Raw genomic sequence first — 25,364 nt, forward strand, 5'->3', positions numbered from 1 at the left:
TGTTAGCACTCATAGGGTCTCACTCGGAGTTTCGTTTGACTGGGATGACGATCGTCTGGACGATGTCGCCGTCCTCGATGTCGAGCGTCTCCCGCTCGGCATCGGGGATGCTGATGCGACCCCCGCTCTGCACGCGGGTCTTGAACATCGCGGTCCCCATGCTCATCGCGCCCAGTTGCGAGAACCCGTCGAACCCGCTCCCGGCACCGCCCGACACGAACTGCTTGAACAGCTTCATCTGTTGTTCGACCGCGTCTTCGCTGGCGTTCTGGAACTGCTGGGCAAAGGGCATCGGAGGCCACGTCGGCGATCCATCGTCCTCGTCTCGCGTCATCCTTGTTACACCTGTGGCGACCCAGAGGCATAAGCTTTACTTTTGTTACCGTCCTATACCACTCAAAGACATTGAATGGTCGCACCCGGTCGTGCCGGGCGACGAAAGCGACCAGTCTTTAACGGACCACCACGAACAACGGACAGATCACCAATGCAGGAACAATCCTCGACCCCGATGGGTAGCCTCACGGACGCGTGGGTACAGTCGGGCAAACACTTCTCGAACAGCGTCGAACACTTCTACAACAGCATGCTGGCGGCCAACCGGGCGATGTTCCCGACGCTCGCCAACGGCGAGGAGGACCGCCAGCCACCGGTGTCGCCGGAAGTGACGTACTCCAAGTCGGACTGGACGTTCGAACACTCCGACGAGAGCGCCGAGGGCGTCGTCAGCGTCGGCGACCGGATCCGGTTCTCGAAACAGCTCACCGAACGGGAGATCCGCGAGTTCGCGGACGCCAGCGGCGACACGAACCGCCTCCACCTCGATCCCGACTTCGCCGAGAAGACCCGCTTCGGCCGACAGATCGTCCACGGGACGCTCGTGTCCGGGCTCATCAGCGCCGCGCTCGCGCGCCTGCCCGGACTGACGATCTACCTCTCACAGGACCTCCAGTTCCTCGGCCCCGTCGACATCGGCGAGACGGTCACCGCCATCTGTGAGGTCGTCGAGGACCTCGGCGACGGTCGGTACCGGCTCACGACGGTCGTCGAGGACGAGGACGGCGAAACCGTCATCGACGGGGAGGCCATCGTCCTCATCGACGAAGCGCCCGACGACGACTAGTCCTCGCGGACCGGAATCCCGGCGTCGGCAAAGAGGGTCGTCGCCCGCCGGAACTCGTCCTCGCCGTAGGACAGCCACAGCGACGGCATCATCACGTACCGCTTTCGCGTCTCACCGTCGACGGCGTAGGTGACGACGAACCGCGGCCGGGTCAGTCCCTTCCGTCCCCGCACCGCGGTCACCCGTTCGACGGCGTCGAGCGGAATCTCGTCCGGCGTCCCGAAGCCCCGCAGGCGGTTGCTCAGGCGCGCGACCCCGACCACGGCCGCGGCGGCGCCGCCGGCGAGCAGGAGGGTTCGCACGTCGCCCGCGAGCAGGTTCGCGAGGACGAACCCGGCGGCGACGGCGAGGAGGCCGAGATAGGAGAGAAAGAGGAGGCGGCTCCCCTCGCGGTAGCGACGCAGCTGGCCGCGGAGGCTGGAGTCGATTCGCAGGGCTTCGCCGTCGAGGTGACACCGACCGCGTTTCGTTCGGAAGGAGGGCACGGTGGCGGGGACCGCGGACTCAGATCGGTTCGAACCGGTAGCCGTCCCACTCCTGGCTCTCGGGCTCCCGGATGCCGGCCCCGGGCTCCCGGAGTTGCTCGACGTACACCGGCCGCACCTCGTCGCCGATCGCCACGTCGTCGGTCGTGACCCCGCCGAGCGCGCGCACCGGCTCGCCGTCGACGTCGAACTCGACGATGGCGAGCGTGTTCGGTTCGCGGACGCCCGGGGGTGCCGCCGTGCTCGTCGTCCACGTGATGACCTCGGCGGTGTACTCGCTGAGGTCGACCGTATCAACCGGTTCCTCGCCCCCGGGGCCGATCGGATGCCCGGGGTACGTGATGCTGCCGTCGGGATACTGGTACGCTTCCATCATTCAGACCGCCTCCATGAGGGTGGTGATGACGCAGTTGCCGAAGCCGCCGACGTTGCACGCGAGACCGGTCTGGGCGCCGTCGACCTGGCGCTTGCCGGCCTCGCCCATCAACTGTTCGTATATCTCGTAGGCCTGTGCGACGCCGCTCGCGCCGAGCGGGTGTCCCTTCGACTTCAGGCCGCCCGAGGGGTTGATCGGCAGGTCGCCGCCCATCTCGGTGCGACCCTCCTCCACCGCCTTCCAGCCGTCGCCCTTCTCGAAGAACCCGAGGTCCTCGCTCTGGAGGAACTCCAGGATGGTGAACATGTCGTGGAGTTCGGCCACGTCGACGTCCTCGGGGCCCAAGTCGGCCATGTCGTAGGCGATGCGACTCGACTCGACGACGCCCCGCATGGTCGTCGGGTCCGCGCGCTCGTGGACGACGTGGGTGTCCGTGGCGCCGCCGACGCCGGAGACGAGGACGTAGTCGTCGGTGTACTCCCGGGCGACGGACTCGGGGCAGAGCAGGAGCGCCGCGCTCCCGTCCGTGATCGGACAGAAGTCGTAGAGGCGGAGGGGGTCGGCGACGATGGGCGACTCCAGCACCGTCTCCAGTTCCACCTCCTTCTGGAACTGGGCGTGGGGGTTGTGGACGCCGTGGCGGTGGTTCTTCACCGCCACCTTCCCCAGGCTCTCGCGGGGCGCGTCGTAGGTGTCGAGGTAGAGCCGCGCGGTCAGCCCCGCGAAACTCGGGAGCGTCACGCCGTGCTTGTACTCCACCGGGTGGGTGATGGAGGCGATGATGTCGGTGGCCTCGGGGGTGGTCCGGTGGGTCATCTTCTCGCCACCGACGAGCAGGGTCATGTCGCTGGCGCCGCTGGCGACCGACTGCCAGGCGTGTTTGACGCCCGCGCCCCCGCTCGAACTCGTCTGATCGATGCGGGCGGTGTACGCCGGCATCGCCGCGAGGTCGTGCGCGAGGGCGTTCATGATCCCCGTCTGTCCCTCGAACTCGCCGCTCGCCATGTTCGACACGTAGAGGTGATCGACCGCGTCCGGTTGGACGCCAGCGTCGTCGAGACACGCCGCCCCCGCCTCGGAGAGCAGGTCGAGGACCCACCCCTCCCGCTGTCCGAACTGGGTCATCGACGCGCCGATGATCGCTACGTTCTCCATACGTTCGTTCGCGGCGGCCACCGGCTTACCGTTTACCCTTGTGACACTCAGAGGGCGAGCGCGTCGACGACCACCGCGAGGAGGAGGGCACCGAGGTAGGCGTTCGAGGCGTGGAAGGCCCGGAAGGCGGCGGATTCGGTGCGGTCGACGTGCAGGCGGACGACCGCCCACAGGAACGCGGCGCCGAGACTCACCGTCGTGAGGACGTAGAGCCACCCGAGCGACTGCCAGGTGGCCAGCACGCCGGCGCCGACGAGCGTCGCCCCCAGCCACCAGAGGATGTGTTTGCGGGTCTCCGTCTCGCCGCGGACGACGGGCATCATCGGGAAGCCGCCGCGGGCGTAGTCGTCCTTGTACGCCAGCGCGAGGTTGTAGAAGTGGGCGGGCGTCCACAGGAAGATGACCGTCGCCAGCACGAGGCCGCCGAGGCCGACCCGCCCCGTCACGGCGGCCCACCCGATCAGCGCCGGGAGGGCGCCCGCCGCGCCGCCGATGACCGTGTTCTGGACGGTGTTGGGCTTCAACACGAGCGTGTAGATCACGCTGTAGAAGACGATGGCGGCGAGGCCGAGGACGGCCACCAGAGGGTTGACCGCGGCGAAGGCGACGAGCGAGCCGACGGTCAGCAGGCCGCCGAAGGCCAAGGCGTTTCGCACCGACACCACGTCGGTCGCGAGGGGACGGTCGCTGGTCCGGTTCATCCGCCGATCCACGTCGCGCTCCAGCACGTGATTGAAGGTGCCGCTCGCGCCGATGGAGAGGACGCCGCCGAGCAGCGTCAGGACCACCGTCCGGGGGTCGAGCGCCGGCCCCGCAGCCAGCGCCATCCCCGCGGAGGCGACGAGACAGAGCAGCCACATCAGCCGGGGTTTCGTGAGGCGGAGGTAGGCGCCGGCGACGGTTCGGGCCCGGGCCACGGGAGCCTCGGGGAGCGTGGGAGAGCCGGCGTCGTCGGGCGCCGGGGGCGGCGAGAGCGCGTCGGGGTCGGTGACGGGACCGTCCGACGGGTCGCCGGTGTCGGCTTCGAGCGTCCACGCGAGTGCGGCCACCAGCCCACCGAAGATGACCATGCCCACGAACAGGTGGACGGCCGAGAGGGCGGCCGTCGCGCCGGCCGTCGCGACGACGGCACCGAGTGCGGCCTGCGCGGGGTAACAGACCATCGAGACGCCGAGGGCGGCACGGACGCGACGACGCCGACCCCCCCGCCACGCCGCGACGCCGGCGGCGAGGACGAGCAGGCCGACGACGACCGCGGCGAGCCGGTGGCCGATCACCAGGGCGCCGGCGACGGACGTCGGGGGCGCCAGCCCGTCACCACACGCCGGCCACGCGGCACAGGTCCGGGCCGCGTCGGTGACGGCGACGGTGGTCCCGACGAGCAAGAGCAGGTACACGCCCATCGCGCTCGCCGCGAGCAGGCCCGGGAACCGGTCGGTCACGTCACGGGACACGGGTCGATCACTGGGCGGACCTTGGAAAGCCGCCTATTTAGGCCCCCCGCTTTTTCCCACGCCGCGACGGCAGCGTGACGGCCGGTGATCGGCCCTATCAGTAGCTATTTAGGGAGGAGATTCTAACGCCCCATAGAGTATGAAACGGTCGCGCCTCGTGCTGGCGTCGCTGCTGTCGGCGGTGGCTCTCTCCCTCGCCGCCGATCCAGTCGCGGCCCAGAGTTCAGTGTCCGCAGAACTAATCAACCAGCTGAACAATAAACTGATGTTGATCGCCGTCCCCATCACGCTTCTCGTCGAGGGGATCCTCATCTACACGGTCTACCGGTTCAAGGACGCCGACGAGGCGAAGTCGACCCAGGAGAACCGCCGCCTGGAGATCACGTGGACCGTCGCCACGGCCATCATCCTGCTGTTCGTCGGCGTCGCCTCCTACGGCGTGCTCGCGAACGAGAACGTCTCCTTCCAGCAGGGCGAGCAGGCCGTCGCGCCGGACAGCAACGACGTGCTGGTCCACATGGACGCCTTCCAGTGGGGCTGGCAGGCGAGCTACCCCAAGGAGAACGTCTCCGTCTCCAGCACCGCCCCGACGGTGGTCGTCCCCGTAGGCCAGGACGTCTACTTCAACATCACGTCGAGTGACGTGTTACACGCGTTCCACGTCCCCCAGATGGGTCTGAAACAGGACGCCATGCCCGGGCAGTCGAACGTGATCAAGACCGTGCCGCTGGAGGAGGGCACCTACCAGGGGTACTGCGCCGAGTTCTGTGGCGTCGCCCACTCGCAGATGTACTTCGAGATCGAGGTCGTCTCGCAGTCGGAGTACCAGCAGTACATCGAGGAGCAAAAGAGCGGGTCGTCGAGCGACCTCGAACCGGACGAGGAGGTCGTCCGGGCGCACGACGACTCGCTCGAACGGGCGCCGGTTCTCGCGTAGCGCGACCCTCGAGTTCTCTCCCCGGCTAACACCGCCGGTCGACGATCCGGTCGACGATCCGTCCCGTCGAGCAGAGTTCGTCGTCCGGAGCGTCCCGCGCCGACGCGCGCTCGATCCGACAGTCGATGCCGCGCGACCCGAGGGCCGCCCGGAGGCGCTCCTCGTCGTGGTGTTGGTCGTACCCCAGGACGATGACGTCCGGGTCGATCCGTTCGATGGGGACGAAGATGTCCTCGGGGTGTCCGAGGTGGGCCTCGTCGACGACGTCGAGGGCGTCGACCATCCGCCGGCGCTGCCCGTCCGACAGGATCGGTTTCGGCTTGTGCGTGACGTTCCGACCCCGGGCGACGATGACGTGGAGACGGTCGCCCATCGCGGCGGCGTCCGAGAGGTAATGCACGTGGCCGGGATGGAGGATGTCGAAGGTTCCCTGCGCGACGACGGTGGTCATGGATGGACGTCGGCGTCCGCCCGGCGGGCGTCGAGGTCGCTGCCGTCGACGGGTCCCCACCGGGGGCGCCACATGGATACGGGTCGGTGGCGTCGCCTTCTAAGGGTTCCGGATGCGCCACGGTCCGGATCGACCAGCTCGACGCGCCCGCGCACGACGGACGTATTCTGCAAGGCTTAACTTCGGGCACCGATCACACAGTTGTATGACCGCAGGGAATGCCGGGGATTCCGGCACCGACACGCGGGGCGATTCGCGCCCCGTCGTCTACGACCTCGCACCCGACTGCACGGCCGAGGACGTGGAGGTGGGCGAGTACTACCACGCCGTCGTCAACGGCGTCGTCGCGTACGGCGTCTTCGTCGACGTCTCCGACGAGGTGTCCGGCCTCGTCCACGAGTCGAACCTCGACGGCGACTACGACGTTGGCGACCGCCTGCTCGTCCGCCTCGATGCGATCCGCGAGAACGGCGACGTCGCCTTCGAGGAGGCCGACCTCGACGACTACCGGACGGTCGCGGTCGACCACCAGCCCACGATCACGCCGGTCGAGGACCTGTCCGTCGGCGAGTCGGTCACCGTCGAGGGCACCATCATCCAGGTCAAACAGACCGCCGGGCCGACGGTGTTTCGCTGCTGTGACGAGACCGGCATCGTCGCCTGCACGGCCTTCGAGGAGGCTGGCGTCCGCGCCCACCCCGACGTCGAACTCGACGACGCCGTCCGCATCTCGGGGACCGTCGAGGAACACGAGGGGAGCCCACAGATCGAAGTCGAGTCGCTCACCCGACTGAGCGGCGAGACGGCCGCCCAGGTTCGCGACCGCGTCGACGCCGGACTCGACGAACGGGCCGAGCCCCACGACGTCGACCCGCTGGTGGAGTGGGAGGCCTTCGAGAAACTCCGCCCGGACCTCGAATCGGTCGCCCGTCGCCTCCGGCGGACCGTCCTCGAAGGGCGACCGATCCGCGTCCGCCACCACGCCGACGGCGACGGCATGTGCGCCTCGCTCCCGGTGCAGGTGGCGCTCGAACGCTTCATCACGGCCGTTCACGACGACGAGGACGCCCCCCGCCATCTCATCAAGCGCCTCCCGAGCAAGGCGCCGTTCTACGAGATGGAGGACGTGACCCGCGACCTGAACTTCGCGCTCGAAGGCCGCGAGCGCCACGGCCAGAAGCTCCCCCTCCTGCTCATGCTCGACAACGGCAGCACCGAGGAGGACGTGCCCGCCTACGAGAACCTGGCCCACTACGACGTCCCCATCGTCGTCGTCGACCACCACCACCCCGACCCCGAGGCGGTGGACGACCTGCTCGACGCCCACGTCAACCCCTACCTCCACGGCGAGGACTACCGCATCACCACGGGGATGATGTGCGTCGAACTCGCGCGGATGATCGATCCCGGGATGACCGACGAACTCCGGCACGTGCCCGCCGTCGCCGGCCTCGCCGACCGCTCGAAGGCGGAGCCGATGGAGTCGTTCGTCGACCTCGCGGCGGAGGCCGGCTACGGTCGCGAGGACCTGGTCCGGATCGGCGAGGCCCTCGACTACGCCGCCCACTGGCTCCGCTACAGCGAGGGCAAGACCCTCGTCAGCGACGTGCTGAACGTGGACTGTGACGACGAACGCCGCCACGAGGAACTCGTCGACTTCCTCGCGGACCGCGCCGAGCGGGACATCGACCGCCAGTTGGCCGCGCTCGACCCCCACGTCGAACACGAGCGTCTCGACAACGACGCCCACCTGTACCGGGTCGACCTGGACGACTTCGCGTACCGCTTCACCTACCCGGCGCCGGGCAAGACCACCGGCAACCTCCACGACCGCAAGGTCGAGGAGACGGGCGACCCCGTCATCACCATCGGTTACGGGCCCGACTTCGCGGTCCTCCGCTCCGACGGCGTCCGCCTCGACATCCCGGAGATGGTGGCCGAACTCGACGAGGAGGTGGTCGGGGGCGGCGTCTCCGGCGGCGGCCACCTCGTCGTCGGCTCCATCAAGTTCGTCAAGGGGATGCGAAGCGAGGTGATCGACGCGCTCGTCGAGAAGATGGCCGACGCGGAACTCGACGAGGAGCTATCGAGCGCGGCGGCGCTCGACACCTAGGCGAACCGGATCGTGCGCCGCGCGACCAGCAGCGCGAGCACCAGCGCCGCGGCCGCGCCGGCGACGAGGAGCCACGTCGTCCGCCCAGCACCGCGCTTCCAGTCGGCGGCGAAGGACTCACGGAAGTACGCCGCCAGTCCCTCGCTCCGCACGGCCACCGCCACCTCGCGGTTCTCCGAGACGGCGTTCTCGTTCCAGTTGAGACTCCCGACGACCACCACGTCGTCGGCGATCACCCCCTTGGTGTGGACCTTCTCGAACCGACCGCGTGGCTCGGCGACCCGCGCCGAGAGCGACAGGTCGCGGCGCTCGGCCACGCCGTTCAGCCACTCGACGAGGGCCGCGTTCTCCTCCGCGACGTACCACGCTCCCGAGAGGAGGACGCGCACCTCGACGCCGCGGCCGGCCGCCCGGACCGTCGCCCGGAGGAGCGGGCCGTCCCGCCGGCCGATGCTCGGCTGGATCACGTCCACGCGCCGGTCGGCGTCGTCGATGACCCCCACAACCGCCGACTCGGCGTTGCCCGGCGCGGTCAGGACGCTGACGGTCCCGGTGGCCGTCGTCGGGTCGATCCGCGACGGATAGGAGCCCTCGGCCGGGGTGCCGGGGTCGAAGGTCCGGCCGCGTCGATGGCGCCGCCACGGGATCGAGTCCCGCCACCCCGCGTCGGCGCGGAACAGGCCCGCGAGGTCGGCGGCGACGGACGGCGAGTCGACGACGACCCCCCAGCCTCGGCTGCTCGCCCCGCCGACGCCCGCCGGCTTCCAGTTCTCGGAGGTGACGAGCGCCCGGTCGTCGACGACGGCGTACTTCGGGTGGTGGTACTCGAAGCGGGCCCGCGGCCCGCCGAGGACGGCCACCTCGACGCCGGCGTCGGCGAGGCGGTCGAGCGCCGCGGCTCCCCGTGCGGAGCGCCCGCCGACCGGATCGGCGTCGACGAGGACGCGCACCCTGACGCCGCGGCGCTTCGCGGCGACGAGGGCGTCGGCGACACGCTCGCTGGTGAAGGTGTAGCCCGCGAGGAGGATGCGGCGGTCGGCGCCGCGGAGCGTCTCGACGGGGACGCCCGGCGAGTCGGGGAGGAGAAAGCCCCGGACCGTCGCCCGGCCGTGGCGTCGAACCTCGCGGGGCTGGAGGCCGACGGGGCGCCACCGACGGCCGTCCGCCCCGCGAACGAGCCGTTCACCGGAGGGCGCGTCGCGGTAGCGGAGGGCGTCGACGACGACGCCGTCGCGCCGGAGTCTGAGCCGTTCGCCGCCGTTCGACAGCGCCAGGTCCGGAACCCCGACGACCGGGAGGTCGACCAGCCGTCGGGTGGCGTTCGGGTCGTCGCTGACGGCGAACCGCTCGCCGGGGCGGTCGGCGGGGAGCCGAACGACCGTCTCGCCGTCGCCGAGCGTCCAGTTGCCGGTGGCGGCCGGCGGGACGCGGACGGCGACGTACTCCCCGTCGTCGCCGTCGGCGACGGGGTTGGGGACGGCGCCGACGACGGCGGGATCGGCGACGGCCGTCACCGGGAGGCTCGCGGCGGCGACGACGGCGACGACGGCGAGGAGCGGCGGAACGACGGCGGATCTGGAGGGGAACACGGTCGGGCCTGGCCGCGTCCCCCGGTATGAACCTTCGGAGGATTTTTGTCGCCGTCAGTCGGCCGTCGGAGCATGGTCGTGGTCGCGAACGCGCTCAGACTGCTCGGATCGGCACTCGGAACGATCGGCGGCGCGCTGGTGTTCGTCGAGTTCTTCCAGATGCCGAGCTACGTCGAGTACAACGAGGAGTTTCAGGACTACCGGATCGACAGCAGTCGGACCGACGTGCGGGAACACACCTGGATCGGGCGGATCGGCGGGTTCTGCCTCTCGCTGGGGTTCGCCCTGCTCTTTCTGGCGACGTTCCTCGGGTAGCCAGCGGGCCAGCGGCCGGCGCAACCGGTCGATTACGCCGACAGCCGCGCCATCTCGTCGTCCGTGAGGTCGAGGTCCGCGGCGGCGACGTTGGCTTCGAGGTGGTCGACGCTCGACGTGCCGGGGATGGGGAGGACGACCGGCGAGCGTTCGAGCAGCCACGCGAGCGCGACCTGCCGGCGCGTCGCGTCGTGGGCCGCGGCCACGTCGTCGAGTGCCGCCGCCGTCCCCAGGTCGCCGCCGCCGAGCGGGAAGTAGGGGACGAACCCGATGTCCGCGTCCTCGCAGGCCGACAGCACGTCGTCGTGGGTGCGGTCGGCGACGCTGTACTCGTTCTGTACCGTCGCGACGTCGACGACGTCGCGGGCGCGGTCGAGTTGCTCGACGGAGACGTTGCTCACGCCGACGTGTTCCACGAGGCCGCGGTCCACGAGGTCGGCGAGGGCGTGCATCGACTCCTCGATGGGGACCTCCGGATCGGGCGCGTGGTACTGGTACAGGTCGATGGTCTCGACGCCCAGACGGTCCAGACTGCAGAGCGCGGCGTTCCGGAGGTAGTCGGGGTCGCCGCGGCGGAGCCAGTCGCCGTCGGGCGAGCGCAGGAGGCCGCCCTTGGTGGCGACGACGGCATCCTCGGGCGTGCCGGCCTCGCGGAGCAGGCGCTCGCTCGTTCCCGGGCCGTACGAGTCCGCGGTGTCGACGAAGTCGACGCCGAGTTCGACCGCCCGGTGGAGGAGACGCCGGGCCGCGCCGGGGTCGTCCGGCGGCCCGATGATCCCGGGGCCGGTGAGCCGCATCGCGCCGAAGCCGAGACGGTGGACGGTGAGGTCGCCGCCGATGTCGAACGTGTCACAGGTGTCGTCGAGCGGTCGCATGGCGAGGGGTTGGCCCCCCAGCGGGGTATAGTCACCGCGGCGGTCGCCGAAACTCGACGATCACTTCGGTCCCGCGGGGATCGTTGTCACGCACCGCCACGTCGCCGCCGTAGTGGTTCATCAGCGTCTTCACGAGGGCGATGCCGCGCCCCTCGCCGGACCCGATGGACGACTCGAACAGGTCGGCCTTCACCTCGTCGCGGATGCCGGGGCCGTCGTCGGCGACGATCACGGAGACGGTTCGGCCGTCGTGCTCGGCGGTGATCCGCACCGTCGGCTCCGCCCGGTCGTGGTGCTGGACCGCGTTTCGCAGGAGGTTGGCGAAGACGGCCGAGACGGCGTCGGTGGCCATCACGTCCAGTTCCGGCCCGACGTCCACCTCGAAGGTCGCCTCCGGATGGGCCTCCCGAGCCTCGTCGACGGCCCGCAGGAGGACGGGCGAGACGTTCATCGACGTCGGTTCGTGCTCGCCGGAGAACACGTCGGAGAGGCGTTTGACGTCCTCGATCAGCGACGCGATGGCGTCGCTCCGTCGCCGGATCGGGACGAGATGCTCGTCGGCGCCGTCGGTTCGCTCGGCGAGCAGCGACGCGTACCCCTGAATGACCTGCGTGGCGTTCAACACGTTGTGCCGGAGGTGGCTGTTCAGGAAGACGAGGGCGTCCCGTCGGTGGTCGGCCTCGCGGGCCGCGCGGTTCGCCCGGGCGTAGTAGATCCCGGCCACGCCGCCGCCGATGCCGCCGCCGGCGCCGACGACGATGACCCCCAGCGCGGCCCCCCCGACGGCGCGGCCTTCGAGGAGGCGGATGGCGACGGTCAGCGCCGAGAGCGCGCCGAAACCGCCCATCCCGCCGAGACACCAGCGAACCACGGACCAGGTGTCCTCGACGGGGAGGTCACACGTCGACAGCCAGCGGGCGAGTCCGAGCAGCCCGGCCGCCAGGGAGAGACAGAGCAGAAGCGAGAGCACGGGGAAGACGCCCAGCCCGAGCGTCCCGACGGTGTCGAGGAAGCTGGCGAGGGAGACGACGGCGACGGCGAGCGCGAGGACGACGATCAGCGACGGAGCGTGGGGGGCGAGCGACCGCTGCCACGCAGAACCATCCATACCCACGCATCGGAAACCACCTACAAAACGGTTGCCCGATTCCGCCAGCCCGCGGTCGGTCGACGCTGCCGAGCGGGTTCTGTTGGGTTTACCTGTCTGGGCACCGAACCGGGGGGCATGACGACGCCGACGCGTCGGAACCGTCTCGACGAGGAGGCCAGCCCGTATCTCGAACAGCACGCCGACAACCCGGTCAACTGGCAGCCCTGGGACGAGGCGGCCCTCGACGCGGCCCGGGAACACGACGTGCCCATCTTCCTCTCGGTGGGCTACGCCGCCTGTCACTGGTGTCACGTGATGGAGGACGAGAGCTTCCAGGACGAGGCGGTCGCCGAGGTGCTCAACGAGGAGTTCGTCCCGATCAAGGTGGACCGAGAGGAGCGCCCGGACGTGGACAGCGTCTACCAGACCATCTGCCAATTGGTGTCGGGGGGCGGCGGGTGGCCGCTCTCGGTCTTTCTCACGCCCGAGGGCAAGCCCTTCTACGTCGGGACGTACTTCCCGCGGGAGCCACAGCGCGGCCGGCCGGGGTTCCTCCAGCTGCTGAAGGACGTCTCGCGGTCGTGGGAGGAGGAACGCGAGGAGATCGAGAACCGGGCCGAGCAGTGGACGGCGGCCATCACGGACGAACTGGAGTCGACGCCGGAGAGCCCGGGCGACCCCCCGGAGTCGGAGCTGCTGGGCTCGGCGACGGCGGCGGTGATCCGGAGCGCGGACCGCGAACACGGCGGCTTCGGCTCCGGCGGCCCGAAGTTCCCCCAGCCCCGCCGGCTGGACCTCCTGCTCCGGGCGGCGACGCTCGACGGCGACGAGGGGTGTCGCGAAGTGGCGACCGAGGCGCTGGACGCCATGGCGGCCGGCGGCCTCTACGACCACGTCGGCGGCGGTTTCCACCGCTACGCCACCGACCGGGAGTGGACGATCCCCCACTTCGAGAAGATGCTCTACGACAACGCGGAGCTACCCCGGGTGTACCTGCTGGCCGCGCAGGCGACGGGGGCCGACCGCTACGCACGCGTCGCCGCGGAGACGATCGCCTTCCTCGAGCGGGAACTCCAGCATCCGTCGGGCGGCTTCTACAGCACGCTCGACGCCCAGAGCCGACCGCCCGCCTCCCGGACGGACGAGGCGGACGCCGAGGACGAGGAGGGTGCGTTCTACGTCTGGACGCCCGAGGAGGTCGAGGCGGCGGTCGCGGGCGACGACATCGACGGCGTCGACGCCGGGACGGCCGCCGACCTGTTCCGCGATCGGTACGGCGTCGAGTCCGGCGGCAACTTCGAACGCGGGACGACGGTCCTCACGGTGTCGGCGAGTTACGCGGACCTCGCCCAGGCGTACGACCTCGACGAGGGGACGGTGAAGCGGGTCCTGATGGGCGCCCGGGACCGCGCGTTCGCGGCCCGGTCCGAGCGCCCCCGGCCGGCCCGCGACGAGAAGGTGCTCGCGGGGTGGAACGGCCTCGCCATCTCGGCGGTCGCCGCCGGGGCGCGGGTCCTCGATCCGGCGCTCGCGGGCACGGCCACCGACGCGCTCGGGTTCGTCCGCGAGCACCTCTGGGACGCGGACGAGCGACGCCTCTCCCGGCGATTCAAGGACGGCGACGTCCGGGTCGACGGCTACCTCGACGACTACGCCTTCCTCGCGAGGGGAGCCTTCGACTGCTATCAGGTGACCGGGGAGGTCGACCACCTCGCGTTCGCGCTCGACCTCGCTCGCGTGATCCGCGAGGAGTTCTGGGACGCGGAGGCGGGGACGTGCTACTACACGCCCGCGAGCGGCGAGGGGCTGGTGACCCGCCCGCAGGAACTGACCGACCAGTCCACGCCGTCGAGTCTCGGCGTCGCCGCCACCCTGTTCGAGGACCTCGACCTCTTCGCCCCGCAGGAGGACTTCGCGGGGATGACCGAGCGCCTGCTGTCGACCCACGCCGACCGGATTCGTGGGAGCCCGCTCGAACACGCGTCGCTCGTGCTGGCGGCCGACGCCCACGCGCGCGGCCCGGTCGAACTGACGCTCGCGGCCGACGAGGTGCCGGCGTCGTGGCGGGAGACGCTGGCCGAGACGCCGCTCCCGACGGGCGTGATCGCGCCGCGGCCGGCCGACGACGCCGACCTCGACGCGTGGCTCGACGCTCTCGGCGTCGACGAGGTGCCGCCCATCTGGGCGAACCGCGACGCCGAGGGCGGCGAGCCGACGGCGTACGCCTGCCGGGACTTCTCCTGTTCGCCGCCGCGGACGGACCTCGACGCGGCGCTGGACTGGCTGTCGGAGCCGTAGCTACGCCTGCGCCCGCTCGTCGCGTTCCGCGAGCCGGTCGGCGAGGTACTCGGCGATCGACACCGGTTCCTCCTCGACGAACCGGGCGATTTCCGCCCCGTCGCGCTCGACGACGACGGTGGGGATGAACTCGACGCCGTACTCGTCGACGCCCTCGCCGCGCTTGTCGTCGTCGACGGGGTACTGTTCGATCCGGTCGGCCGGGACGCCCGCGGCGTCGAGGGCGGCGGCGAAGGCGGGCAACTGCTCCCGACAGTCGCCACACCAGTCCGCACCCCAGACCTTGTACGTCAGGCCGTCGCGGCCGAGGGCCTCGCGTACGTCGGCGTCGCCGTCCCACTCCGCGGTCGGCTGCATCGTCTCCATGGACATGGGTGTCGGTACCCCGTCCACGGATTTAACTGTTGCAGGCGGTCGAGCCGCTGGCTATTCGTACCCGGGGCTCCCGTGTGCGGACAGCGAGATGGTCGAGGAACCCGACGACAACCCGTACGTTCGCGACCCGAACACGTCGTTCAGCCCCGTCGAGGACCTGAGCGAGGCGGCGGCCCGCGAGCAGGTCCGCGACCTGCGCGAGGCGCTCGAATACCACGACTACCGCTACTACGTGGCGAACGACCCCGTCGTCGCCGACCGCACTTACGACGCGCTGTTCGACCGGCTGGCGGCGCTGGAGGAGGCGTTCGACCTCGACGACGAGAACTCGCCGACCCGGCGGGTGGGCGGCGAACCGCTCGACGAACTGGAGACGGTCGAACACGTCGCGCCCCTGTTGAGCCTGCAGTCCTCGGGCGACGCGGCGGAGATCCGCGAGTTCGACCGCCGCATCCGCGACGCCGTCGGCGACGTCGCCTACTCGGCGGAGCCGAAGTTCGACGGCTTCTCCGTCGAGGTGGTGTACGAGGACGGCGCCTTCGAGCGGGCGGTCACCCGCGGCGACGGGCAGGAGGGCGAGGACGTCTCCGCGAACGTCCGCACCATCGGGAGCGTCCCGCTGCACCTGTCCGACGCCCCCGACTTCCTGGCCGTCCGCGGCGAGGTGTACATGCCCCGGTCGGGGTTCCAGGCGCTGAACGAGCGGCGGATCGAGCGCGGCGAGGAGCCCTTCGCCAACCCCCGGAACGCGGCGGCGGGCACGGTCCGCCTCCTCGATCCCGGGACGGTCGCCGACCGCCCGCTGGACGTCTTCTTCTACGACGTGATCGACACCTCCGCGACGCTCACCGCACAGACCGAGGCGTTCGACCTGCTCCGTGACCTCGGCTTCCGCGTCAACGACCGGACGACCGTCGTCGACGACGTGGAGGCGGTGATCGACTACCGCGACCGCCTCGTGGCCGCACGCGACGACCTGGAGTACGAAGTCGACGGCGTCGTCGCCAAGGTGGTCGACTTCGAGAAGCGGGAGGAACTGGGCTCGACCGCCCGCCACCCGCGGTGGGCCTTCGCCTACAAGTTCCCCGCCAGAACGGGCGAGACGACCGTCGAGCGCATCGTCGTGCAGGTGGGGCGGACGGGGAAGCTCACGCCGGTCGCCCTGCTCGACCCCGTCGACCTGCAGGGCGTCACGATCAGCCGCGCGACGCTCCACAACGCCGCACAGATCCGCGAACTGGGGGTTCGCGAGGGGTCGACGGTGCGAATCGAGCGGGCGGGGGACGTGATCCCCGAGGTGGTCGAGGTGGTGGAGGGGGGCGGGGCGGACGACGACTTCACCATGCCCGAGACCTGTCCCGTCTGCGACGGGACGGTCGTGCAGGAGGGAGAACACCACTACTGTACGAACGCGTCGTGTCCCGCCCAGTTGCGCCGCAGCCTCCGGCACTTCTGCTCGCGGGACGCGATGGACGTCGAGGGCGTGGGCACGGAGGCCGCCGACCAGTTGGTCGAGTCGGGGCTGGTCGAGTCGCTGGCGGACCTCTATCGCCTGGACGCCGACGACCTGGCGGCGCTCGACGGCTGGGGCGAGCGATCCGCGGAGAACTTGCTGGCCGGACTCGAGGCGAGCAAGGACGTGGACCTCGGGACCTTCGTCTACGCGCTCGGCATCCGTCACGTCGGGAGCGAGCGGGCGCGGGCGCTCGCGGCCGCCTTCTCGCTCGACGACCTGATGGACGCGAGCGTCGACGACCTGCTGACCGTCGAGGACGTCGGGCCGGAGGTGGCCGAGGCCGTCGTCTCCCACTTCGACGCCGAGGCGAACGTCGAGACGGTCGAGCGACTGCTGGACGCGGGCGTCACCCCGGAGCGGCGGGACCGGGGGACGGAACTCGACGGGCTGACGGTCGTGTTCACGGGGTCGGTGCCGGGGTACACCCGGTCGGAGCTGACGGAGCTGCTGGAGACCCACGGTGCGAGCGTCACCTCGTCGGTCAGCGGCGAGACGGACTACCTCGTGGTCGGCGAGAACCCCGGGCAGCGAAAGCGAGAGCGGGCCGAGGAGGAGGGGGTCGAGACGCTGGACCCCGAGGCGTTCGAGGAGCGGATCCTGTCGCGACTCGACTGACCCGTTCGCCTTCCATCACCGATATAGGCGGCGGACGCGAACCGAGCCCCCATGCACGACAGCATCCTCGACGCCATCGGGTCGCCCCTGGTGCGGATCGACTCACCGCCGGGGACGACGGTGGCGGCGAAAATCGAGTCGAAGAACCCGGGCGGGTCCGCGAAGGACCGCCCGGCGAAGGCGATGGTGGAGGCCGCCGAGGAGGCGGGCGAACTCGAACCCGGCGACACCATCGTCGAGCCGACGAGCGGGAACACGGGCATCGGCCTCGCCGTCGTCGGCGCCGCCAAGGGGTACGACGTGCGGGTCGTGATGCCGTCCTCGAAGTCGCCTGAGCGCCGGTCGATCATGGCGGCCTACGGCGCCGAGGTGGAACTCGTCGACGGAGAGATGGACGAGGCGAAGGCGCGGGCCGACGAACTGGCGGCCGAGGGGATGGTCCAGATGCGGCAGTTCGAGAACCCCGCGAACCCCGAGGCCCACTACCGGACGACCGGGCCGGAGATCGTCGAACAGGTGGGCGACCGAACCGTCGACGCGCTGGTCTGTGGCGTCGGCACCGGCGGCACCATCTCGGGGACGGGCCGGCGACTGAGGGAGACGTACCCCGAGATGACGGTGGTGGGGGTCCAGCCGGACACCAACCGGTTCCTGAGCGGCGACCCCGGCGAGGACGACTTCCAGGGGATGGGGCCGGGCTTCGTCGCCGAGAACGTCGACGTCGACCTCCTCGACGGCGTGGAGGACGTGTCGCTGTCGGCCGCGGAGGAGGAGTGCCGACGCCTGGCCCGGGAGGAGGGAGTTTTGGTCGGTCAGTCGAGCGGCGCGTCGAGTCTGGGGGCGAAGCGGGTCGCCGAGCGACTGGACGCCGACGATCCGCTCGTCGTCACGGTGTTCTGGGACAGCGGCGAGCGCTACATGTCGACCGGGCTGTTCGACTAGCCGCCGAACTCCGCCTCGGTGACGCGGACGACGACGGTGTCGTCGACGGATCGGAGGTCGTACTCGGGGACGGTACCGTCGACGCGCGTGGCGTACATCGGTTCGACGAGTTCGTCGTCGAGCAGGCCGTACACTCGGAGGAACTCCGCGGTGTCGTCGGCGTCGAGGGCGCCGTCGCGAACCGCCTCGGCGAGGTCGCGGGAGAGCCACTCCTCCGTCGAGATGCTGGGTTCCCGAACCAGCGCGCAGTCGGCGAAGCGGACGAGATACCAGTTCAGGTCGTTCAGCAGGGAGACGGCGGCGCCGAGGCTGACGGTGTCGACGGCGACCGAGTTGGCGAACGGTTCGCGGAGGTCGTAGGTCGCGAGCGCCGCCCGCGCCGTCTCCCGCGAGAGCAGTTCGTATCGGAGATCGACGTCCGCGTCCCCGACGAGACAGACCTGCGTCACGGTCGTGTGGTCGGCGGGCGGGCCTAAAGCGATTGCGCCGACGTCAGTCCTCGACGACTCGCAGGTCGTCGACGGCGGCCGCGGCGCGGGCGAGCAGGTCGTCGGGTTCGGCCGCCTCGACCGCCGCCAGCGTCGCCCCCGTCGCGGGCGTGTCCGGATCGAGACGCTCGCAGCCGACCGGGATGGCGGAGTCCTCGTGGGTGCCGATGGTCCGGGCCTGCTCGACGACGTCGGTCTTGTCGCGGGTGAGGAGCGGCCGGTGGACGGGGCAGTCGACCGCCGCGTCGGTGACCGCGAGGTTGGCGGCGGTCTGGCTCGACTTCTGGCCGACGACCTCGCCGGTGACGACGCCCGCGGCCCCCTCCCGGTCCGCGACGGCCTCGCCGACCGCCAGGAGGGCCCGCCGCCACGAGAGCATCCGGGTGTCGTCCACCTCGGCCACCAGGCGCTCGGCGAGGTCGCCGCCGGGGACGACCCGGAGGCGGCAGTCGAAGTTGGGTGCGTACGCCGCGAGTCGGGAGACGGTGGCCGCCGCGCGTGCCTCGTGGTCGGGGCCGCCGTAGACGCCGAGGCGGACGTACACCGGAACGATCGGCGACCCGCGGCGCATCGCCTCATAGGCCGCCACGGGGGAGTCGTGGCCGCCGCTGACGAGGGCGACCAGCGGGGCCTGTGACCCGAGGGGGAGGCCGCCCGGGCCCGGGACGCTCTCGGCGGCGACGTGGGCGCGGTCGTCGCGGACCTCGACGTGGTAGGTACGGTCGGGGTCGTCGAGGTCGACCGACGCGTCGGTGACGGCGCCGACGACCCGGCCGCCGTCGCGTTCGAGGTCGCGGCTGGAGAAGGCGTGTGCGTCGTCGTCGCCGACCCGGCGGGCGCGGACGGCGTAGGTGTCGACCGGCGGGGCCGACCGGGCCAGGGCGGCGAGGGCGTCGCCGACGGCGTCGGGGTCGGCGTCGACGGAGACCGAGGGCCGGGCCCAGACGACGCCCATCGCGTCGGCGGCGACCCGGGCGGCCCGCTCGGGGTCGGGCGTGTCGACGACGAGGCGGGCCCAGGTCCGCTCGACGGTCGCGTCGACGCCCCGGGAATCGAGGAGGGCGGCGACGTTGTCCCGGAGGCGACGGGTCATCTTCCCCCGAACCTCGCTGCTCTTCGTGGAGAGTTCGCCGAAGCTCACGAGGACGGCGTCGGTGTCGAGCGTCGAGTCGGCGGTGCCGTTCTCCACGGTCACGGCGAGCGTAGGGGGTGGGGGTACTAGGGTGGTTCGGTCCCGCCGTCAGAAGGTGCGGAGGTCGCCCTCGATGGCCGAGCGCGTCACGTCGGTCACGTCGGCGAGTTCGCGGTCGACGATGGCCTCGATGTCGGCCTCGATGTCCCCGAGGTCGACGCCGTCCTCGGTGACGACGAAGGCGTCGGCGACGTGCGGTCGGTCGATGGGACGGCCGATCTGGCTGAGCAGGCGCACCCGGAGGTCACGGATGCCGGCGACCTCCTCGACGACGGACTCAGCGATGCGCGTGCTGAGGAGGTTGTAGATCTTTCCGATGTGGTTGACGGGGTTCTTGCCGCTCGTGGCCTCCATGCTCATCGGCCGGTTGGGCGTGATGAGGCCGTTCGCGCGGTTGCCGCGGCCGACGGAGCCGTCGTCGCCCTGTTCGGCGCTGGTGCCCGTGGTAGTGAGGTAGATGGCGCCCTCGTCGTAGTCGTCGGCGGTGTTGACCTCGACCGCGACCGAGCGGTCGGTGTACGACTCCGCGAGGTCGGTGACGGCCTCGCGAACCTTCGCCACGGCGTCGCGGTAGGCCGCCATGTCGGGGACGTGGCGGTCGATCATGGCCGCGGCGACCGTGAGGTCGATGTGATCGCCCTCGCGCTTGCCCATGATCTTCACGTCGGGACCGAGTTCGGGGTTCTCCGCTGCGTAGGGGCCGGTGAGGTACTCCTCGGCGTCGAGGACGATCCGCTCGGTCTCGGTCAGCGGCGCGTGGCCGACGCCGAAACTCGTGTCGTTGGCCATCGGGACGGCCGCGCCGTCCTCGCCGAAGACGGTCTGGAGGTCGCCGCTCCCCTCGCCGAGGCGCACGTCGACGACGACGTCGGTGCCGAACTCCAGTTCGGGGACCGTCTCGGCGAGGTAGTCGCGGGCCGCCGAGAGGGCGACCGAGTCGACGGGGAGGGTGTGTTCGGTGCCGTCGTCGGTCACGTACTGTCGGGTCGCGCGCCCCACGAGGAGGACGTAGATCGGTTCGACGATTTCGCCGCCGCCGAAGGCGGGCGCGGCGTTGCCCGCGGCCAGTTGCGTCTCGTCGGTGTTGTAGTGCAGCACTTCGCCCACGCGGTCGAGATAGAGGTTCGAGAGCGCCCGCGAGACGCTCTCCGCGATGCCGTCACAGAGGGAGTCGGGGTGGCCGATCCCCTTCCGCTCGACGATTTCGACCTCCTGGTCCTCGACCGCGCGCCGGTCGATGGACTCGATTCGGATGTTCCGGTCGCTCATCGGCGGGGGTTCTCGCCGCCGGGTGCTATAACTTGCGGAAACCTTTCGAGCGCGTAGTATTACCACTAGGAATCCAGCAGGAGGCCGAGGTAGGAGGTCCGGATCCCGTCGTCGGGGTCGAGGCCGAGGTCACGGAGGCGGGAGACCGCGCCCTCGCGGGCCGTCTCCAGGTCGGTCTCGGCCGCCTCGCGCTCGATCTCGACGAACTCGCCGAGGCCGTCGACCGAATCCAGCGTGACCGTGTAGCCGTCGAGGGCGTACCGCTCCCGGGATTTCGCCACCTCGGCGGCCGGGGAGAAGCCGAGGCTATCGAGGATGTCGGCCATCCGGTCGGCGTCGTCGACGCCCGTCTCCACCTCGCGGCGGGTCTTCGAGGCCTCCTCGACGAGCGGTCCCTTGTAGGTGACGCGGGTCGTCGATCCCTCGGCGTCCGCCTCGCGACGGATGCGGAGCGCCTCGTCGGTCTCGGCGAAGTCGCGGTGGGGGGCGTCGTAGTAGGTGTCGACCTGTCGGACGCTCCCGACGCGCTCGGCGCCCAGCGCCGACAGTCGCTCGCGAACCGCCTCGTGGGACGCCCGGACCTTCAGTTCGACCTCGTACATGTCCCACCCCTCTCGCGCGCCCCCGAAAAATCCCGTCATCGAGGGTCGTCGCCGGCGGTTCCGCCGCTGGCCGGGAAACGTGATTCTTAAGGGTCGCACGGGAGTTGTGGGTGGTATGAGTGACGAACAGGCCGAATCGACCGACGAACCGGTCGACGCCGACGCGGCCGATGACCCCGACGCGGAGACTGCAACCGAGCCCGAGACCGAGGAGGCGACCGGCCTGCAGGAGGGTGACTTCCTCCGACTCGAGTACACCGTCCGGACGACCGACGACGAACAGGTCGTCGACACGACAAGCCAGGAGGTCGCCGAGGAGGCCGGCATCGACGAGGAGGGCCACGAGTTCGAGCCCCGAACCATCGTCATCGGCGCCGGCCACGTCTTTCAGGCCGTCGACGACGATCTGATCGGCAAGGAGGTCGGCGACGAAAACACGGTCCACATCGACGCCGTCGAGGCCTTCGGCGAGTTCGATCCCGACGACGTGCGCACCGTCAGCGCCGAGAAGATCGACGAGGACGACCGCTACCCCGGCGCCCACGTGAACGTCGACGGACAGCAGGGCCACGTCGAGACGATCATCGGCGGCCGCGCGCGCGTCGACTTCAACCACCCGCTCGCCGGCGAGGACCTCGAATACGAGTACGAAATCGTCGACGTCGTCGACGACCCCGAGGAGCAGGCCCAGGGTCTGCTCGGCATGTACCTCGATCACGCGCCCGAGGTCTGGATCCAGACCGACGAGGTCGAGGAGGAGGTCCGGGTCGAAGTCGAATCCGAGGGCGACGAGCCCGAGTACGAGACCGAGACCCAGACGACCGAGAAGCGCACGCTCTACATCGAGGCCACGCCCCAGATGACGATGAACCAGCAGTGGCTCTTCCAGAAACAGCAGATCGCCCAGCAGGTCATGGACCGACTCGACCTCGACCGCGTCATCGTCCAGGAGACCATCGACGGCACGGGCGGCATGATGGGCGGCATGGGCGGCATGATGGGCGGCATGGGCGGTGCCGGCGGTGCCGACGTCGAGGAGGCCCTCGAGGACGTCGACGTCGACGCCGACGAGATCGTCGAGGAACTCGACGAGGACGTCGACATCGAGGAGTAAGGCGGTCGCTTCCCCCATGGACGTTCCCGAGCCGGTCGCCGCGGATCTGCAAGTCGCGGCCGTCGCGGCGGCCTGCACCGTCGCCCTGCCCGTCGTGCTCCGGTTCGGACTCGGGGTCGCAGTCAGTCCGACGCCGCTGTTGTCCCCGATCGCCGTCTACTTCGGCTACGTCTTTCTCGGCAGGGGCAGCGGCGTCGACGATCCGCGGCTCTGGAGCCTCGCGACGGTCGTCGTGGCCCTCGCCACCGCCGTCCTCGTCGTTTAGGCGATGTCGCGGCTGGTGTCGATGGTGACGCCGTCGGTGAGTTTCAGCTTGATCGTCTCCTCGAGGGCGCTCCCGCCGCGGAACTTGGGGATGGCGAGGCGGTTGACGATCTGCGAGCCGCTGGTGTCGGTGCGGAGGTCGAACACCACGTCGGCCATGTGTTTCGTGAGCGACCGGTTCGGGGTCTCCTCGCCGTGCATCGCGTGCAACACGGCGATCGATCCGGTGTTGACCATGTGGGTCTGGAGTTCGTTGAGGAAGCGCCGATAGCGGGTCGGATCGGCGTCCTCCAGCGGGTCGACCACGTCGATGAGGAGGTTCGCGTTCTCGGGGAGGTCCTTCACGAGGCGCGTGGCGTTGTCGATGGGCGGGTAATCGCCCGCGTCCCGAACCGAGAGCCGGTCGACGCCGCCGCGGTAGCGCTCGATGGCGTCGCGGACCGCCTGTTCGGAGCGCACCGTCGTCACGTACAGCGTCCCCCGCGCGGCCGCGATCTCGTACAGCAAGGACTCCGACTGGCTGGCCGGATCGGCGCTCAACAGGAGAATGCTCCCGGGGGGGATTCCCCCGTCGAGTTGCCTGTCGAGGACGGAGATACCCGTCGGGAGACGCCGGGCCATCGTCCCCAGTCACGTGTGGGACGCTAATAGGTCTTCTCCCAGGGCGGTTGCGAGACGCCGGTAGGCGCTCCGAACGGCCTCGTCGTCGAGGACCGGCGGGTCGGCACGGGGGACCGACGCCGCCACCGGACAGTCGAGAAGGTCCGTCACCGCGTCGGGTGCCGACCGGGTGCGGGTCAACACGACGCCACACACGGGCGTTCCGAGGGTGCGGGCCATCGCAGCGGTCTTGGCCGCGTCGCGGAGCGCCGGCGCACACAGCGTCGTGACGAGGAGCGCCGCGTCGGCCGCGCGAAGCGGAGCGGCGGCGTCCGGGCCGGCACCGCCCGGGCAGTCCACGACCGCCGGGCGGTCGGCGGCGGCCAGCCTGTCGAGCGTGCGGGCGATCGCGTCCGGTTCGGCACCGGCCTCGCCGACGTGGGGCGCGGGGAGGACGCCCACGCCGGACGCCTCGGGGGCGGACTGGGCGACGCCGACGCCGCGGTCGTCGAGGGCGGCGAGGGTCGGGTCGCGGTCGACGCCCGCGAGGGCGTGCAGGTTCGGCATGTCCGGGTCGGCGTCGGCCGCGACGACCGGCGGATCGAGCGCCGCGGCCAGTCCGAGCGCCGTCGTCGTCTTCCCGACCCCACCCTTGCCTCCGGCGATGGCGAGCATGGGGGCGGGTGGCCGCGCCCCCGGATAAGAACGTCCGGACTAGTCGTGACAGCAGCCGCCGGCCTCGCCGCCGAAGTCGACGGCAAGCGGCTCCGAGATGGCGCGGTTGACGTCCTCCAGTTGGCTCTGGAGCGCCTCCTGGGCGTTCAGGTACTCCTCCATCACCGGCATGGAGTGGAGGTCGTTCTGTGCCCGCTGGAGTTTCTGGACGTGTTCCTGCGTCGCCTGCCCGGACTCGCGGGCCGCGACGAACTCGTCTCGGAGGCGTTCGACCTCGGCGATCCGCTCCTGGGCGTCGGGGTCGTTCTCGACGGCTTCCTTCGCCTCCTCGAACCGCTCGTAGGCCGGCGTCTCCGCGATGGCCTCGCCGAGTTCCGTCCCCAGTTCCTCCAGGTGGGTCGTCGTCGTACTCATACCCTCCCTTGTGGACCCGCTCGCTTCAATTTGCCGCCCTCGTCCGGAGGAGTCGGCCGCGGCCGGACCGGGACGCCACGTCACCGGACCGCCGCCTACCAGCTTCGCATCCCGGCCTCGAAGAGGAGGACGACCGTCTCCTCGGACAGGAGCAGGGACAGGTACGCGACCGCGGGGACGACCAGCGAGTCGGTCCGCGCGTAGCCCGCGGCGGCCAGCGCGAGGACGGCGACGTGGGTGGCGCCGAACAGCAGTTCGGCGACCGAGCCGGTCGCCGCGACCCACGAGACGATCACGAGCGCGACGACGGCCGAGACGGGGAGGTAGGCGAGATACTGCACCCACTCGCGGTCCACCTCGTCGACGGCGTACAGCGCCAGCGCCAGCGCGAGGACGAACCCGACCGCGACCGCGAGTTTCCCCCGGTCGGGGAAGGCCGTCAGCCCGCCGGTCGAACTCGTGAGCACGACGGCCGCCAGCACGGTCGTCAGGAGGGCCGCACGCCCCCGTTCGACGACCCGCGCGAACGTCCCCTGGACGAGCACCTGACAGACGACGGTCAGCGAGAGCGCGCCGACCAGCAGCCCCGGGCCGAGAAACGAGAGCACCGCCGCCACGGGCGCGTCGGCGCCGTACGCCGACATCGTGAGCGCGTTGTACGGGACGCCGGTGAGGACGCCGACCAGTTTCGTGACCGCGACCAGCGCGGGCGGGACGGCGAGGGCGAGACCGAGGGTCCGGCGGTCGGCCGACGGGCGGACCCCCACCTCGATCCCCCGGAGGGTCGCGTAGACGGCGGCGAAGGCGACGACGCCGGCGAGGAGGACGCCCCCGATCAGCAGGCTGCCGACCGGCGCGGCGGTGCCCTCGGGGACCGCCGCCACGAGGGTCGGCTGGAGCGCCGTCACGGCGCGGCGCCACAGGTGGAGTCCGAGGAGCAAGCAGACGACAACGACGAGTTCGGCGACGACCGGGACCGAGCCGACCGCGGCGGGCATCGAACGGCGGAGGGACATGGCGTGTCGATGCACCGCGCG

General features: G+C 70.7%; 27 protein-coding genes. 9 read left to right on the forward strand and 18 right to left on the reverse strand.

The window, feature by feature from the left end:
* Positions 1-19: 19 nt before the first annotated feature.
* Complete coding sequence (locus tag NBT67_RS05810; RefSeq protein ID WP_251343878.1) at positions 20-334, reverse strand: AbrB/MazE/SpoVT family DNA-binding domain-containing protein; 315 nt, start codon at positions 332-334, stop codon at positions 20-22.
* 177 nt (positions 335-511) lie between these two features.
* Between NBT67_RS05810 and NBT67_RS05815 the strand changes: the two genes are divergently transcribed.
* Entirely contained in the window at positions 512-1,123 is a 612-nt protein-coding gene (locus NBT67_RS05815; RefSeq protein WP_251343879.1) for a MaoC family dehydratase, read from the forward strand.
* On the opposite strand, the gene NBT67_RS05820 is transcribed toward NBT67_RS05815, so the two are convergent.
* The 4 genes from NBT67_RS05820 to cyoE are packed head-to-tail and all read right to left on the reverse strand — an operon-like array spanning position 1,120 to position 4,542.
* Complete coding sequence (locus tag NBT67_RS05820; protein WP_251343880.1) at positions 1,120-1,608, reverse strand: hypothetical protein; 489 nt, start codon at positions 1,606-1,608, stop codon at positions 1,120-1,122. The genes NBT67_RS05815 and NBT67_RS05820 overlap by 4 nt on opposite strands.
* A 19-nt stretch (positions 1,609-1,627) precedes the next feature.
* On the reverse strand, positions 1,628-1,981 hold the full coding sequence (locus NBT67_RS05825; RefSeq protein ID WP_251344348.1) for an OB-fold domain-containing protein: 354 nt from the start codon (positions 1,979-1,981) through the stop codon (positions 1,628-1,630).
* Between the two features lie 3 nt (positions 1,982-1,984).
* Entirely contained in the window at positions 1,985-3,139 is a 1,155-nt protein-coding gene (locus NBT67_RS05830) for a thiolase domain-containing protein (protein ID WP_251343881.1), read from the reverse strand.
* Between the two features lie 47 nt (positions 3,140-3,186).
* On the reverse strand, positions 3,187-4,542 hold the full coding sequence (gene cyoE, locus NBT67_RS05835) for a heme o synthase (RefSeq protein WP_251344349.1): 1,356 nt from the start codon (positions 4,540-4,542) through the stop codon (positions 3,187-3,189).
* Positions 4,543-4,732: 190 nt separating this feature from the next.
* Between cyoE and coxB the strand changes: the two genes are divergently transcribed.
* The gene (coxB, locus tag NBT67_RS05840) at positions 4,733-5,530 is read left to right on the forward strand and encodes a cytochrome c oxidase subunit II (protein ID WP_251343882.1); all 798 of its coding nucleotides are present in this window, start codon (positions 4,733-4,735) and stop codon (positions 5,528-5,530) included.
* A 25-nt stretch (positions 5,531-5,555) separates the two neighbouring features.
* Here the strand turns inward: coxB and NBT67_RS05845 are convergent, their stop codons facing one another.
* Positions 5,556-5,981, reverse strand: a complete 426-nt coding sequence (locus NBT67_RS05845; protein WP_251343884.1) for an FAD synthase family protein — start codon at positions 5,979-5,981, stop codon at positions 5,556-5,558.
* A gap of 205 nt (positions 5,982-6,186) precedes the next feature.
* On the opposite strand from NBT67_RS05845, the gene han reads away from it, so the two are divergent.
* On the forward strand, positions 6,187-8,094 hold the full coding sequence (han, locus tag NBT67_RS05850; RefSeq protein ID WP_251343885.1) for a Hef-associated nuclease: 1,908 nt from the start codon (positions 6,187-6,189) through the stop codon (positions 8,092-8,094).
* Here han and NBT67_RS05855 read toward each other — a convergent pair.
* Positions 8,091-9,683, reverse strand: a complete 1,593-nt coding sequence (locus tag NBT67_RS05855) for a phospholipase D-like domain-containing protein (RefSeq protein ID WP_251343886.1) — start codon at positions 9,681-9,683, stop codon at positions 8,091-8,093. The two genes, han and NBT67_RS05855, sit on opposite strands and share 4 nt — an antisense overlap.
* 72 nt (positions 9,684-9,755) lie before the next feature.
* On the opposite strand from NBT67_RS05855, the gene NBT67_RS05860 reads away from it, so the two are divergent.
* On the forward strand, positions 9,756-9,998 hold the full coding sequence (locus tag NBT67_RS05860) for a hypothetical protein (protein WP_251343887.1): 243 nt from the start codon (positions 9,756-9,758) through the stop codon (positions 9,996-9,998).
* A 32-nt stretch (positions 9,999-10,030) separates the two neighbouring features.
* On the opposite strand, the gene NBT67_RS05865 is transcribed toward NBT67_RS05860, so the two are convergent.
* A complete protein-coding gene (locus NBT67_RS05865; protein ID WP_251343888.1) occupies positions 10,031-10,873 on the reverse strand; it encodes an aldo/keto reductase in 843 nt (280 codons plus the stop codon).
* Positions 10,874-10,904: 31 nt separating this feature from the next.
* Positions 10,905-11,981: an ATP-binding protein gene (locus NBT67_RS05870; protein ID WP_251343889.1), complete on the reverse strand. Its 1,077-nt coding sequence runs from the start codon at positions 11,979-11,981 to the stop codon at positions 10,905-10,907.
* Between the two features lie 117 nt (positions 11,982-12,098).
* On the opposite strand from NBT67_RS05870, the gene NBT67_RS05875 reads away from it, so the two are divergent.
* Positions 12,099-14,261, forward strand: a complete 2,163-nt coding sequence (locus NBT67_RS05875) for a thioredoxin domain-containing protein (RefSeq protein WP_251343890.1) — start codon at positions 12,099-12,101, stop codon at positions 14,259-14,261.
* Here the strand turns inward: NBT67_RS05875 and NBT67_RS05880 are convergent, their stop codons facing one another.
* Complete coding sequence (locus NBT67_RS05880; RefSeq protein WP_251343891.1) at positions 14,262-14,633, reverse strand: thioredoxin family protein; 372 nt, start codon at positions 14,631-14,633, stop codon at positions 14,262-14,264.
* A gap of 91 nt (positions 14,634-14,724) precedes the next feature.
* On the opposite strand from NBT67_RS05880, the gene ligA reads away from it, so the two are divergent.
* Together ligA and NBT67_RS05890 are read left to right on the forward strand one after the other, a co-directional pair.
* The gene (gene ligA / locus NBT67_RS05885; protein WP_251343892.1) at positions 14,725-16,767 is read left to right on the forward strand and encodes an NAD-dependent DNA ligase LigA; all 2,043 of its coding nucleotides are present in this window, start codon (positions 14,725-14,727) and stop codon (positions 16,765-16,767) included.
* A gap of 51 nt (positions 16,768-16,818) precedes the next feature.
* Positions 16,819-17,709, forward strand: coding sequence for a PLP-dependent cysteine synthase family protein (locus NBT67_RS05890; protein ID WP_251343893.1), 891 nt, complete (start codon positions 16,819-16,821; stop codon positions 17,707-17,709).
* On the opposite strand, the gene NBT67_RS05895 is transcribed toward NBT67_RS05890, so the two are convergent.
* The 4 genes from NBT67_RS05895 to cyaB form a co-directional block, all read right to left on the reverse strand.
* Positions 17,706-18,158 (reverse strand): DUF5804 family protein, encoded by a 453-nt coding sequence (locus tag NBT67_RS05895; protein WP_251343895.1) that lies wholly within the window; start codon positions 18,156-18,158, stop codon positions 17,706-17,708. The two genes, NBT67_RS05890 and NBT67_RS05895, sit on opposite strands and share 4 nt — an antisense overlap.
* A gap of 43 nt (positions 18,159-18,201) precedes the next feature.
* A complete protein-coding gene (locus tag NBT67_RS05900) occupies positions 18,202-19,392 on the reverse strand; it encodes a tRNA sulfurtransferase (RefSeq protein ID WP_251343896.1) in 1,191 nt (396 codons plus the stop codon).
* A gap of 45 nt (positions 19,393-19,437) precedes the next feature.
* A complete protein-coding gene (locus NBT67_RS05905; protein WP_251343898.1) occupies positions 19,438-20,658 on the reverse strand; it encodes a methionine adenosyltransferase in 1,221 nt (406 codons plus the stop codon).
* A 65-nt stretch (positions 20,659-20,723) separates the two neighbouring features.
* Positions 20,724-21,260, reverse strand: coding sequence for a class IV adenylate cyclase (gene cyaB / locus NBT67_RS05910; protein ID WP_251343899.1), 537 nt, complete (start codon positions 21,258-21,260; stop codon positions 20,724-20,726).
* A gap of 115 nt (positions 21,261-21,375) precedes the next feature.
* On the opposite strand from cyaB, the gene NBT67_RS05915 reads away from it, so the two are divergent.
* Entirely contained in the window at positions 21,376-22,374 is a 999-nt protein-coding gene (locus NBT67_RS05915) for an FKBP-type peptidyl-prolyl cis-trans isomerase (RefSeq protein ID WP_251343900.1), read from the forward strand.
* A 16-nt stretch (positions 22,375-22,390) separates the two neighbouring features.
* Positions 22,391-22,639, forward strand: coding sequence for a DUF8049 family protein (locus NBT67_RS05920; protein WP_251343901.1), 249 nt, complete (start codon positions 22,391-22,393; stop codon positions 22,637-22,639).
* Here the strand turns inward: NBT67_RS05920 and NBT67_RS05925 are convergent.
* The 4 genes from NBT67_RS05925 to NBT67_RS05940 all read right to left on the reverse strand — a co-directional run bounded on the left by NBT67_RS05925 (position 22,636) and on the right by NBT67_RS05940 (position 25,343).
* Complete coding sequence (locus NBT67_RS05925; RefSeq protein WP_251343903.1) at positions 22,636-23,259, reverse strand: RAD55 family ATPase; 624 nt, start codon at positions 23,257-23,259, stop codon at positions 22,636-22,638. The two genes, NBT67_RS05920 and NBT67_RS05925, sit on opposite strands and share 4 nt — an antisense overlap.
* Before the next feature lie 9 nt (positions 23,260-23,268).
* Positions 23,269-23,913, reverse strand: coding sequence for a MinD/ParA family ATP-binding protein (locus tag NBT67_RS05930; protein WP_251343904.1), 645 nt, complete (start codon positions 23,911-23,913; stop codon positions 23,269-23,271).
* Between the two features lie 39 nt (positions 23,914-23,952).
* Positions 23,953-24,327 (reverse strand): YlbF/YmcA family competence regulator, encoded by a 375-nt coding sequence (locus NBT67_RS05935; protein ID WP_251343906.1) that lies wholly within the window; start codon positions 24,325-24,327, stop codon positions 23,953-23,955.
* A 95-nt stretch (positions 24,328-24,422) separates the two neighbouring features.
* Positions 24,423-25,343, reverse strand: a complete 921-nt coding sequence (locus NBT67_RS05940; RefSeq protein ID WP_251343908.1) for a hypothetical protein — start codon at positions 25,341-25,343, stop codon at positions 24,423-24,425.
* Positions 25,344-25,364: the final 21 nt, after the last annotated feature.

Source organism: Haloplanus sp. GDY1 (assembly GCF_023703775.1).
GTDB lineage: Archaea > Halobacteriota > Halobacteria > Halobacteriales > Haloferacaceae > Haloplanus > Haloplanus halophilus.

Bases quoted from the DNA above. Each gene is read 5' to 3' on its own strand.
- NBT67_RS05920 (WP_251343901.1), top strand. From the start codon at position 22,391: ATGGACGTTCCCGAGCCGGTCGCCGCGGATCTGCAAGTCGCGGCCGTC.
- cyoE (WP_251344349.1), bottom strand. From the start codon at position 4,542: ATGGGCGTGTACCTGCTCTTGCTCGTCGGGACCACCGTCGCCGTCACC.
- NBT67_RS05940 (WP_251343908.1), bottom strand. From the start codon at position 25,343: ATGTCCCTCCGCCGTTCGATGCCCGCCGCGGTCGGCTCGGTCCCGGTC.
- han (WP_251343885.1), top strand. From the start codon at position 6,187: ATGACCGCAGGGAATGCCGGGGATTCCGGCACCGACACGCGGGGCGAT.
- NBT67_RS05875 (WP_251343890.1), top strand. From the start codon at position 12,099: ATGACGACGCCGACGCGTCGGAACCGTCTCGACGAGGAGGCCAGCCCG.
- NBT67_RS05890 (WP_251343893.1), top strand. From the start codon at position 16,819: ATGCACGACAGCATCCTCGACGCCATCGGGTCGCCCCTGGTGCGGATC.
- NBT67_RS05925 (WP_251343903.1), bottom strand. From the start codon at position 23,259: ATGGCCCGGCGTCTCCCGACGGGTATCTCCGTCCTCGACAGGCAACTC.
- NBT67_RS05935 (WP_251343906.1), bottom strand. From the start codon at position 24,327: ATGAGTACGACGACGACCCACCTGGAGGAACTGGGGACGGAACTCGGC.
- ligA (WP_251343892.1), top strand. From the start codon at position 14,725: ATGGTCGAGGAACCCGACGACAACCCGTACGTTCGCGACCCGAACACG.
- coxB (WP_251343882.1), top strand. From the start codon at position 4,733: ATGAAACGGTCGCGCCTCGTGCTGGCGTCGCTGCTGTCGGCGGTGGCT.
- NBT67_RS05860 (WP_251343887.1), top strand. From the start codon at position 9,756: ATGGTCGTGGTCGCGAACGCGCTCAGACTGCTCGGATCGGCACTCGGA.
- NBT67_RS05845 (WP_251343884.1), bottom strand. From the start codon at position 5,981: ATGACCACCGTCGTCGCGCAGGGAACCTTCGACATCCTCCATCCCGGC.
- NBT67_RS05880 (WP_251343891.1), bottom strand. From the start codon at position 14,633: ATGTCCATGGAGACGATGCAGCCGACCGCGGAGTGGGACGGCGACGCC.
- NBT67_RS05830 (WP_251343881.1), bottom strand. From the start codon at position 3,139: ATGGAGAACGTAGCGATCATCGGCGCGTCGATGACCCAGTTCGGACAG.
- NBT67_RS05815 (WP_251343879.1), top strand. From the start codon at position 512: ATGGGTAGCCTCACGGACGCGTGGGTACAGTCGGGCAAACACTTCTCG.
- NBT67_RS05870 (WP_251343889.1), bottom strand. From the start codon at position 11,981: ATGGATGGTTCTGCGTGGCAGCGGTCGCTCGCCCCCCACGCTCCGTCG.
- NBT67_RS05915 (WP_251343900.1), top strand. From the start codon at position 21,376: ATGAGTGACGAACAGGCCGAATCGACCGACGAACCGGTCGACGCCGAC.
- NBT67_RS05930 (WP_251343904.1), bottom strand. From the start codon at position 23,913: ATGCTCGCCATCGCCGGAGGCAAGGGTGGGGTCGGGAAGACGACGACG.
- NBT67_RS05905 (WP_251343898.1), bottom strand. From the start codon at position 20,658: ATGAGCGACCGGAACATCCGAATCGAGTCCATCGACCGGCGCGCGGTC.
- NBT67_RS05825 (WP_251344348.1), bottom strand. From the start codon at position 1,981: ATGGAAGCGTACCAGTATCCCGACGGCAGCATCACGTACCCCGGGCAT.
- cyaB (WP_251343899.1), bottom strand. From the start codon at position 21,260: ATGTACGAGGTCGAACTGAAGGTCCGGGCGTCCCACGAGGCGGTTCGC.
- NBT67_RS05810 (WP_251343878.1), bottom strand. From the start codon at position 334: ATGACGCGAGACGAGGACGATGGATCGCCGACGTGGCCTCCGATGCCC.
- NBT67_RS05865 (WP_251343888.1), bottom strand. From the start codon at position 10,873: ATGCGACCGCTCGACGACACCTGTGACACGTTCGACATCGGCGGCGAC.